General features: G+C 72.6%; 1 protein-coding gene. It reads right to left on the bottom strand.

Annotation, left to right across the window (positions count from 1 at the left end; genetic code table 11):
- Nucleotides 1-85: 85 nt before the first annotated feature.
- The coding region (locus RM779_RS33305) for an urease accessory protein UreF (RefSeq protein ID WP_311621538.1) at nucleotides 86-474 on the bottom strand (389 nt) is incomplete at its 5' end.

The raw sequence follows: 474 nt of genomic DNA, 5'->3' as shown, positions 1-474 counted from the left end.
CGTTTGGGCCGGTCGACATGGGTGTGGGGCTCGCCGTCGAGGAAATGCGGTGGCATGGTGGGCCTTTCGAGATCGAACTACAGATTTACGAGACGAACAGCGGCCGGTCGCGTTCGGTGTGCCGCTGCGCCAGGACGTCGAGCAAGGGGTCGGACAGGTCGGCCGGCCCGATGACCGCCTCGGCCGCCACCGCGTCACACAACCCCGACAGCTCGAAGGTCAGCGCCGCGACATCGGCCGGGTCCAGCGCGAGCAACCGCTGCGCGGCGGTGGCCGAACCGGTCATGGTGGCGTACACCACCGACAGCGCGGTCTGGCCCGGATCCAGCTCGGCGGCCGCTCCGACGGCGCCGGCCGCGACCGGCAGATGCGGCCGGGGTCCGAGCGCTTCCCACGATTGCCGCGGCCAGACCCGCCGGGCCAGCCGGATCAATCCGCGCCCCTGGGCACGCGAGGCCTCGCGTGCCGCCGGAG

Origin of the sequence: Streptomyces johnsoniae (genome assembly GCF_031845565.1) — a bacterium.
Taxonomy (GTDB): domain Bacteria; phylum Actinomycetota; class Actinomycetes; order Streptomycetales; family Streptomycetaceae; genus Streptomyces; species Streptomyces johnsoniae.
This window is presented reverse-complemented; position numbering and strand designations above follow the sequence as displayed.